7 protein-coding genes are annotated in these 10,289 nt (G+C 36.1%); 4 read left to right on the forward strand and 3 right to left on the reverse strand.

Annotated features, from left to right (window positions below; all coding sequences use genetic code 11):
• A partial coding sequence (locus ACOVO2_RS06525) for a redoxin family protein (protein WP_421769195.1) occupies positions 1 to 1,067 on the reverse strand: 1,067 nt, incomplete at its 3' end.
• 238 nt (positions 1,068 to 1,305) lie between these two features.
• On the opposite strand from ACOVO2_RS06525, the gene ACOVO2_RS06530 reads away from it, so the two are divergent.
• The gene (locus tag ACOVO2_RS06530; RefSeq protein WP_421769196.1) at positions 1,306 to 1,779 is read left to right on the forward strand and encodes a DUF1648 domain-containing protein; all 474 of its coding nucleotides are present in this window, start codon (positions 1,306 to 1,308) and stop codon (positions 1,777 to 1,779) included.
• 58 nt (positions 1,780 to 1,837) lie between these two features.
• On the opposite strand, the gene ACOVO2_RS06535 is transcribed toward ACOVO2_RS06530, so the two are convergent.
• Positions 1,838 to 3,316 carry a thioredoxin-like domain-containing protein gene (locus ACOVO2_RS06535; RefSeq protein WP_421769197.1) on the reverse strand — a complete coding sequence of 493 codons (1,479 nt, stop codon included), beginning with the start codon at positions 3,314 to 3,316 and terminating at the stop codon, positions 1,838 to 1,840.
• A gap of 128 nt (positions 3,317 to 3,444) precedes the next feature.
• Between ACOVO2_RS06535 and ACOVO2_RS06540 the strand changes: the two genes are divergently transcribed.
• On the forward strand, positions 3,445 to 4,212 hold the full coding sequence (locus ACOVO2_RS06540) for a YdcF family protein (protein WP_421769198.1): 768 nt from the start codon (positions 3,445 to 3,447) through the stop codon (positions 4,210 to 4,212).
• An 83-nt stretch (positions 4,213 to 4,295) separates the two neighbouring features.
• Here ACOVO2_RS06540 and pfkA read toward each other — a convergent pair whose 3' ends face one another.
• Positions 4,296 to 5,270: a 6-phosphofructokinase gene (gene pfkA, locus ACOVO2_RS06545; protein ID WP_421769199.1), complete on the reverse strand. Its 975-nt coding sequence runs from the start codon at positions 5,268 to 5,270 to the stop codon at positions 4,296 to 4,298.
• 672 nt (positions 5,271 to 5,942) lie between these two features.
• On the opposite strand from pfkA, the gene ACOVO2_RS06550 reads away from it, so the two are divergent.
• Positions 5,943 to 9,005, forward strand: coding sequence for a hypothetical protein (locus tag ACOVO2_RS06550; protein ID WP_421769200.1), 3,063 nt, complete (start codon positions 5,943 to 5,945; stop codon positions 9,003 to 9,005).
• 369 nt (positions 9,006 to 9,374) lie between these two features.
• Entirely contained in the window at positions 9,375 to 9,920 is a 546-nt protein-coding gene (locus ACOVO2_RS06555; RefSeq protein WP_421769201.1) for an acyl-CoA thioesterase, read from the forward strand.
• The last annotated feature ends 369 nt before the right edge of the window (positions 9,921 to 10,289 follow it).

A 10,289-nucleotide genomic window follows, 5' to 3' on the forward strand; every position in this document is an offset into this window, starting at 1 on the left:
GCATCAATATCTACTAAAGTATCGCTAATAATCAATACTTTTCCATTTTCATCAATAACGATTGTTTGTGGAATTCCGAATACACCATAATTATTTGCTGTGCTGAGTCCCTTTTCATTTTCTTCATCTAAAAGTTGGAACCACGAAAGTCTATCCTTCTTTACAGCCTCTTTCCAATTGTTGATATTTTCATCTTTTGAAATACTAATAAATACCATACCTTTTGGTTGAAATCTCTCCGAAAGTCGAATTAAATCAGGATGTTCTTTTCTGCAAGGGCCACACCAACTTGCCCAAAAATTTAGTAAAACTTTTTTCCCTCTAAAACTTGATAATGAAACTACTTTTCCATTCATATCTTTGAGAGAAAAGTTTGGGGCGGCATCGTTTACTTTTAAAGTTGCTATTTTTCTGATGACCGCAAGTAACCGCTGAGCAGTTGGTGTGTTCCTAATTTCATCGTTCATTGACTCAATAAATTCGATGGATTTAGCAAATCCAAAACGACTGTAATTATGTGACAGAAAATACAAACTGATAAAACTACTCTTATTTTTTATCATGAAATCTATATTTTGCGAATTCGATACAACCTGTAACGAATCGTTTTCACGACTAATATTTTTTAGTTGAACAGAATCTCCTGGTAAAACAACCTGTTCTCTTTTTATTGAATTCTCTACCAGTTGAATTGTAAGTGGCATTACTACTCTCGTATTGTATTCATAATATAAATCATTCAATGGCGAGCCAGTTAGTTTGATTTTCCAGAGAGAATCTTGAGAAGTAGTGAAACTATAATTCTTATTTTCAACCCAAAACGTAGCAAAACTCTTACCGCCTTGAATCTTCATTTCAATCAATTTTGGCTCAACCACTTCTCCTATAAATCTAACCTGATTATTGATACACTTTACGGAATCTAATTTTGCATTTCTGTTCTCTATATCAATTAAAGAGACCCATTTATTATCGCAGTTTTTGATTTTACCATTGATTTGATAGCCTTGCGAGAAGACATCACCTATTAGAAGAACAAGTGGAATTAAAAAATATGTAGATTTCATGTGTGAAATATTTATGAAATAAAATTAATCATGAAACCTCAGAAAGCAAAACAAAAAAGGGATTTCTTTATTCCATTCATTTACACAAAACTCCAACCAAATAACCCAAACCCCATTAATCAGAATCTCATTGACAAATTCAGTTTTCTTGCCGAAATTTGTCTCATTAGTCAGCTCTCACACCCTGCTTGGGCCTCGTGCGTAGAACTGGATGTTTTACATTCAAATTCTTACAACAATGAAAACTCACAACAACACACTCGTCTTGTTGGCAATTCTGATTGCCATCGTCAATTTAGTTTATGCGGCGTATTCGTTCTCTAACTTACCTACCACAATTCCGATTCACTTTGGTATTGACGGAAAACCCAACGGTTGGGGCGAAAAATATACGATTTTCTTTATTCCGTTTCTTAATTTAGCATTAGTTGGTTTTATGGCGAGCGTTCGTAAAAACCCGTTTAGTTACTTAAACTTGCCGATTAAAGTAAGCAATAATAATTTGGAGGAAAGAACTAAACTCGGACGCCAACTCTTAGATTTAATTTCGGTCTGTATCAGTGTATTATTCTTTTTTATCGAACTCGAAATCGTGAAATCAAGTCAAACTTCAAATTCGGGTAATGAAATGTTTGTGGTGATTATTGGTATTGTAGCAGCAATTTTAGGTTTTTCGGCTTATTATACCAATAAAATTAATAAACTGGCATAAAAACGGAGCGTCCCGAAAATTTACACTTTCGGGACGCTCCGTATATATTCTCTTACTTCTACTTTCCTGCATTTTCGCTCATTTTCTGCATTTGCTGACGCTCGTAGAAATTAATAAAATCTTCTAACTTATCAACGGGTATTCGTCGAGCGATGATTTTCTTGTCTTTATCCAAAATATAGTTGGTCGGTGTAGAATACACATCAAAACTCTTACGGAAATAATACCTACCCTTCGAGTCCCAAAGATTCAACAAAGGTTGTGTTTTGTAGGCATGCACAAAATTGTTCATCTTTTTGGTATCGTACGCTATACTCACATTATAGATAGTTGCTTTATCTTTATTTTTAGTATAAAATTCCATCAATTTTGGAGCCGATTCTTTACAATGACCGCAATCTGGGTCATAAAAATGCACGATTGTGTATTTGGTCTTGCTTTGCATTGGGTTATATTCTTTACCTAAAGAATCGGCAACAATCAAAGTCGGAAACACCAAACCAGTTTGTAAAGGCTTCAAAATATCTACTCTCTCCTTAAATTTCGCACGTTGTGTTGAATCCAACCAATCGGCATCTTTCAAATAATAACTCTCAGCTAGATGAATAAATACACCATCGAGGCCAACAATTTCGTTGTTTTCGTATTTATTTGTTACCCACCATAAGGTCCAGCGATATACCTCTTGGTTTTTCTTGGCAAGCTTCAAAACCTTATCTGCATCACGATTTACCGAATCGGTTGTTTGATAAACCAGATCTTTAAAGTATCGCTCTATGCGGCTATGAATAAATGGCGAACGCAGTAAACGGTCGTCGGAAAAATCAAGATTATCGAAAAAATGACCTTTATAGTAATTAAATAGATACGTCGAGTCTGGACGTCCATTGGCTTTTTTAGGCAATACTGTCGGTAATTCGGGGTCAATATTTGCCTTAATTACTTTTGCTGCAAAAGTGCCTTCGTTTTCTTTCACCGTATTTTTCATGTAGGTGTCTACTTCTTTTTGCAGTTGTTCTATTTTCTTACGATTTATTTCTTGCGAAGCAGGGTCGTTTTTCAATTTAGCCATTGCACTCATGGCTTCGGCTTCTTTGCTTTTATCTTGCAAGAATTTACGGTATCCGAATAAAATTTCGTTTTCTTTCGAGCCTTTAAATTTCACTGAACCCACAAAATCGGTTGTGTCACCCTCAATTTCCATGAATTGTTCTTTGCCATTTATAGCAAAATCATAGTATTTTGATGGAGAAAGCACAATCAGATAGATACCACCTTTGAGTGGGTCTTTTCCTTTAAAATTAAGCTCACCATTTTCAACTTTGGCCGAATCAACCTTAATGTATTGGTTGTAACCAAAAAAATGAGCCAAATGACAAGTTTTACCTTCGGTAATACCCTTCATTCTTACCTTGATTGAGTGACCATCTTGGGCAAAACTTTCGGCAGAAAAAATGAGTGCGGTAATCAATAATAGACTTTTGAAATAGCGGAACGCCGCTCGGCTAATTCTCATATTAGTACAGGTTTTATTCATTTTATAATATTTCACAAAGATAAATACTTAATTGCGTGTTTTTTGTTAAAGGCTTGTTAATTTAGTTCCTGGATAAATCTACGAAAACACCAAAGTATCAGATTTTTTCTATAACCAAACGAATTCTAATGTTTTATATTGCCTCTAAGTTTCTGTCATTTATCATTATGCCAATTGGCATTTTATGTTTATTGCTAGTTTATGCTATTTATACAAAAAATCGTACCAAATCGAAGAAATTAGTCATTGTTGCCTTTATTTTTCTGTATATTTTCTCAAATCCTATACTTATCAACGAATTATTGCTTTGGTGGGAAATTCCACCAACGTCAATTTCGACCGTAAAAACGTACGATGTAGGCATTATTTTGACGGGAGGCACAACTAACGATGATAAACTTCCGCAAGAAAATATCTTTCTCGGAAAATCAGCCGACCGAATAGCTCAAACAATCGAATTATACAAAAAGAGGAAAATTAATAAGATTTTGATTAGTGGCGGAGAAATAAGTGTTTTGGGAAAAACACCTAAAAAAGAAATTGAAGAAATTACTAAATATATGATTATCAGCGGAGTTTTGAAAGAGAATATATTTTTAGAAGCTCACTCGCAGAACACACGAGAAAATGCACTTAATTGCTCGAGGATTCTGAAAAAACATTTCAAAAATCAATCATATTTATTGATTACTTCGGGTTTTCATTTACGAAGAGCGAATGCGTGTTTTGAGAAAGTTGGTGTAAAAGTAGATACCTTTGGGGCAAATTATCTTTCGCACGAAAGGAATTATTATTGGTACAATATGTTACCAAAAGAAGATTATTTGGCGTATAGCCAACTGATTTTCAGAGAAATAATCGGTTACTGTACTTATACAGCGATGGGGTGGATTTGAAAGATTTACGATTTACGAGGTATGAATTACGAATAAGCTCTGCTCTAAATCGTAAATCCGAAATCGTAAATCGTAAATTAAAATTACATACTCAATATATGCACCATTCTCAACAAATCGTCGTGAATAGGTTTTGGTTTCTTGATGGTATCAATAAATGGCGTATAAACCATTTCGTTGTTTACAACGCCTGCCATTACATTTTTGTAGCCTTTGATTAATCCTTCTACCGCTCCCAAACCTAAACGGCTCGCCAAAATACGGTCGTAGGCAGTTGGTGTACCTCCACGTTGGATGTGTCCGAGTGTTGTTACACGAATATCGAGTTTATCAGCTACTTGATTTTTGATTTTTTCGGCGATATCAACCGCGTGTCCTTCTTCGTCACCTTCCGCAACCACCACGATTGATGAAGATTTTGATCGAGACAAACCATCCTTTAGTGTACTTACTACTTTCTTGAGTGGAGTATGAGTTTCGGGTACCATCACTATTTCAGCCCCACCACCAATACCTGATTGGATAGCGATATAGCCTGAGTCACGACCCATTACTTCGATAAAAAACACACGGTCGTGTGAGTCGGCAGTATCTCTGATTTTATCAATTGCTTCTAGTGAAGTATTTACGGCAGTGTCGAAACCGATCGTGTAGTCAGTACCATAAAGGTCATTATCAATAGTACCTGGGCAACCTACTGTTGGAATTTCGTATTCATTGTAAAAAACCTCAGCACCAGTAAATGTTCCGTTTCCGCCGATGGCAACCAAACCTTCGATACCAGCATTCATTAGGTTTTCGTAGGCTTTTTTACGGCCTTCGGGAGTCATAAATTCTTTGCTTCTCGCCGACTTGAGCATCGTACCGCCACGCTGAACGATATTACTAACAGATTGAGAATTCATCTGAAAAATATCCCCCGTAATCATTCCATTATATCCTCTCCTGATACCGTACACCTCCAAACCATGGTATAATGCTCCTCTAACTGCGGCTCTAATGCAGGCATTCATGCCGGGTGCGTCACCTCCAGAAGTAAAAACTGCTATTCGTTTCATCTTAATATTTTCTTAAATTTCTTTAGTATTTCGCCTATTACCACCCTCTATCTTTCCTATACTTCATTCGGCACAAAAGTAATTAGTTTTCTTTACTTCTCCCAAACTTTCCTAATTATTCATTAGCAATATTGTTCGGTGAAACGGCTTGTAATCAAAATTAAATTCTTTTTTATGATTTTTTTTAGAATTTATTGTATATTATTATTTTACAATAGAGTATTATTTCATTTGTATACATACTAAATAGCAAACATAATATTATCCTGAAAAACTTAAAAACAACGCTACAAATTAGTCGAAAAATATTTCCTGTCGGTCGAAAGACGATTCAATTATTAAGTAATTTTTAAAGTCTTCACACGATCGGTGGGCTATTTTGGGTTTAAAAAAGACGTTTATTGCTTCTGTAGCTACCCAAAAATTTCCACATAGGCCTGTTCAATTTGTGTCTTAAAGCTACTCAAACTATCTCAACATTCCATCTTTAATATCTTTTTTTATATTTACCTAAAACAACTACTTTTCAACACACTGACTATCAATAGATTACAAAATATTAGTGTTTTTTATTTTTTGGCATACTATTTGAGACTTTTAAAAGCATAATGTTACCTAATTGTCGCTTAACCCACTGAGTAGGCGTCGTGCTTACAATTAAAATTTAAAGAAATGTCAGGAATAATTCTACCTTTCAAGAATCTCCGTCTGAGAGCCGGAGCATTCATGTTGCTGCTCTTCTGTGCTATTAATTCGATGGCTCAAAACGAAAATGTCGGAATAGGAACAACTAAGCCCGATAATTCGGCGTTATTAGATCTATCCTCTAATTCAAAAGGTTTATTAATTCCGAGAATGACACTTGCCCAACGGGCAAATATAAAAAACCCTGCGACAGGCTTGATGGTCTATCAGCTTGATTTCTTTAGTGGTTTTTATTTCTTTGATGGTTTATCTTGGAAAGGACTATACGCTCGCAATACCGACGGTGCTGTTTTCACTGAGCCTGCTATTTCTAACCCTGGAACTTCTGCATCAGGTCTTACTGCAGCGGGCGTATGGAATATTGGTGGAAATAGTGGCTTAAATTCTGATATTAATTTTATTGGTACATTAGATACGACGTCATTGGTTTTGAAGGTAAATAACTATCGTTCGGGTTTAATTGACTATCGCTATGGCAACACTTTTTTTGGATATAGAGCTGGCTACCGTAGTCATGGTTTTAATTCGATTGCTATCGGAGCCTATGCTTTGCATGATTCTAACTTAGGTTTAAATAATATTGCTATCGGTTATCAAGCATCGCTCAATAGCCAAACAGGGAGCAACAATATAGCTTTGGGAGCAAATGCTTTGTATAATAATACTACTGGCTCACAAAATATCGGGATTGGAACACAAGCTGGCCAACGCTCTAAAGGGGATGGCAATATATTTATTGGGCACAAGGCTGGGATAAACGAAGTAGGCGATAACAAACTATACATAGATAATAATCTGCAAGATACGCCACTCATATATGGCGATTTTGAGAAAGGAAATGTAGGTATCAATACCCAAAACCCTGAAAGTGCATTATCAATCGATAGTAAACTTGCCAATGTCAGTGGTTTAGAGTTAAAACAATTAAATAGTAATTCACCGGTCGAAAAATCAAATCTGAAAGTATTATCAGTTGACAGTAAAGGACGTGTGATTTTGGTGAAAGATTCGGTAGGAACTGGCTCGGGAATTCCGGTATCGGCTCCGAGTTATTGGTCATTAAAAGGCAGTTCTATCGAAAACAGCAATGCTGGCGATGTGATCTTAAGCAATATTCGTTTCAAAAGTCTTCGTACAATTTCTCCAACTGCCCGATCAAATGGAAAAGTATTGACCGTTGATGATAATGGGTTGGTTGTATTAGCACGCGACTCAATAGGAGCAACAACCCCATCTTTTTGGGGTTTGACTGGCTCTACTCTATCGAATACAAATGCAGGAAGAGTAGTTTTAAATGGTCCTGTACAATTATCAAACATCAGAGCTTCAAACACAGCATTCCGTCCAATTGGCAAAGTTCTAACGGTTGATGACAACGGAAATCTGATTTTAGTGAGAGACTCAGTTGCGGCATCAGTTACGATTCCGGTGAGTGCCACAGTATGGAACGTCAATGGCAATAATATCGCAAATAGTAATTCGGGAGCAGTGTTTATTAATAATAACTTGATTCTATCTAAGTTGAGTAGCAATAATACCGTAACGGTAGCTTCTCAGAAATTCCTTACAGTTGATAATACCGGTAATGTTATACTAGCAAATGTTCCACCAAGCACTATTACTACCATTGCTTCTGACTGGAATTTAGATGCAAGCAATAATATTACCAACAAAAATACTGGTGGAGTTTATATTAACAACGGATTATGGGCGAAAAATGGTTTCCGCTTACAGTCTGGAACTCTCGAGCTAAACAGTGCAGTAGAAAACAGAAGTGGCCTACAGTTTGTTCAATTAAAAGCATCTAATCCGGCAGGAAAAAGCAATGGAAAAGTACTTTCGGTCGATGAAAATGGAAATGTAATTTTGGTAAGAGACTCGGTTGGTGTTAGCTCTGTTACATCAATTCCGGTTTCATCGCCATGGACAATCAGTGGCAACGACATTGTCAATTCTAATCTCGGTAAGACCTATATCAATAACGGTTTATCAGTAAAAAGTGGCATAAATATAGAGTCAGGAAATTTAGTAACAAATGGCTCCGTGACTAATCGTAGTGGACTGGTATTCAACCAATTAAAGCTTTCATTCCCTGCTTCTAGACCATCTGGCAAAGTACTATCGGTTGATGAAAACGGTAATGTGATTTTGGTTAGAGACTCAGTTGGAGTTGCTAATACGGTAGTGAATACTCCTTCATTATGGACTGTTACTGGCAATAATATCAGTCATACAAACACTGGTAGCGTATCAATCAACTCACTTACTTTACCAAGATTGAGTAGCAGTAATACACCGACTATCACGACCCAGAAAGTGCTCTCGGTTGATGCAAACGGCAATGTAATTTTAGTAAATACACCTACAACAAGCGTAACAACAACACCTCCTATCGAACTTTGGAAAACAAATTCGGGTGGGGCGATTTTCAATAACAATACTCAAGGAATTTTGATTTCGGCAAATGCTGACGGACAAAGTGGTCTTCAGTTTTCAAGACTCAAAGCATCATCACCAGCTGGTAATCGATATGGTAAAGTTCTAACGGTTGATGACAACGGTAATGTTATTTTGGTGAATGATGGCGTTGTAACCGGCGGCGGCAATAACACAGGTGCTGGCTGGACAATTACCGACGGACGCTTACACAATTCGAATAACGGCAAAGTAGTAATCGGAACGGGTATCAACTCATTCCCAGGTGATTTTGGCTTGTATGTAAAAGGTGGTATCATGACCGAAAGAGTAAGAGTTGCGGTAGCAAATTCTGACCGTTGGGCCGACTACGTTTTTGAAAACGGTTACAGACTAATGTCGCTGCATGAAGTAGAGAAGCATATCAATTTCTACCGCCATTTACCTAACGTGCCTTCGGCCGAAGAGATGGTAAAAAATGGCTTAGATGTAACCCAAACAAGTGCCAAATTATTAGAAAAAATCGAAGAACTTACATTGTATATGATTAAGGCTAATAAGCAAATTGAAGCTCTTGAAGCCAAAATGAATAATCTTGAAAAAATGCAAAAGTAACAACCTGCATTAAAGGTAAATGCAAAAATTACACAATTTATTCTTTAAGTTTTTTTATTAGAAAAAAACAATTTTGGCACGAAATTATCGCATATGTAATAATAAATGATTATTTTTTAGATAATTATGTAGTAATACATGGGTAATTAAACGTATCCGCTTAAAAGTTTTTTTTTACAAAAAACAATTTATGGCACAATGATTGCGAAAATTAATATAAAAAAAGTACAATAATAAAATAGAGTTATATAACATTGATTTTTATGGGTTAGGGTTTATTTTAAACGCCACGGCACAAGATTGCGGTGGCGTTTTTGTTTTGTTTTAAAATCTCCTTTATCTTTACTCCGTTCTTATTATTTTAATTCAATGCAAAAATCTAAACCTATCTCTTATTCACGTACTACAATTACCGAATTAATGATTCCATCCTACGCCAATTTTGGTGGTAAAATTCACGGAGGAATCTTGCTTTCGCTCATGGACAAGGTGGCATATGCCTGTGCTTCAAAACATGCCGGTTCTTATGTAGTTACGGTAACCGTTGATGGTGTGAATTTCCTACAACCCATCGAAGTCGGTGAGTTGCTTTCGCTGCACGCATCGGTCAATTACGTAGGTCGTAGCTCAATGGTAGTTGGTATCAGAGTTGTATCGGAAAACGTAAAAACGGGCGAACAAAAACACACCAATACTTCATACTTTACGATGGTTGCAAAAGATGATAGCGGCAAACCAACCGAAGTACCGATGCTCGAACTCGAAACAAAAGACGATGTGCGTCGGTGTCTTGAAGCCATCAAGCGTAAACAACTAAAAGAAGCCTACAAAGATGATTTCGATAACGAAAAATCGAGTATGCACCTCGAAGAAAACCTGCATTTACTTGATAACGAGCGAGTTATCATAAAATAACTTATCTGTGGGGCGAACTTCCAGTTCGCCCGAAAAATGAGCCAAAACAAGCTAATTTAAAAACTATCAAACAGGCTTCTAACTTTGCTTCTAACCAACAAATACAAATTAAGTAAAGAAATGAATTCATTTTAAACCTGAAAAGGCTTAAATAATTGATAATAAATGCTTTATATTCGTCATTCGTAAATCTAAATTCGTCATTCTACTTAATAACCTGTTTTATCTCTAAAACCATGACAAAAAAACTTGTCGTTTTCGCCACACTTTTTTTATTTTCATTCAAACCTTTTGCCCAAAATATCGACATTGATATTCTGAAAAATATCAATCAAAACCGAAACCAAAATCTCGACAAGTCTTTCAATA

The sequence above is a fragment of the Emticicia sp. genome, from assembly GCF_049241225.1.
Classification (GTDB): Bacteria; Bacteroidota; Bacteroidia; order Cytophagales; family Spirosomataceae; genus Emticicia.

What these genes read in the sequence shown, in the direction of transcription:
- ACOVO2_RS06530 (WP_421769196.1), top strand. Translation starts at nt 1,306, where the DNA reads ATGAAAACTCACAACAACACACTCGTCTTGTTGGCAATTCTGATTGCC.
- ACOVO2_RS06535 (WP_421769197.1), bottom strand. Translation starts at nt 3,316, where the DNA reads ATGAATAAAACCTGTACTAATATGAGAATTAGCCGAGCGGCGTTCCGC.
- ACOVO2_RS06540 (WP_421769198.1), top strand. Translation starts at nt 3,445, where the DNA reads ATGTTTTATATTGCCTCTAAGTTTCTGTCATTTATCATTATGCCAATT.
- pfkA (WP_421769199.1), bottom strand. Translation starts at nt 5,270, where the DNA reads ATGAAACGAATAGCAGTTTTTACTTCTGGAGGTGACGCACCCGGCATG.
- ACOVO2_RS06550 (WP_421769200.1), top strand. Translation starts at nt 5,943, where the DNA reads ATGTCAGGAATAATTCTACCTTTCAAGAATCTCCGTCTGAGAGCCGGA.
- ACOVO2_RS06555 (WP_421769201.1), top strand. Translation starts at nt 9,375, where the DNA reads ATGCAAAAATCTAAACCTATCTCTTATTCACGTACTACAATTACCGAA.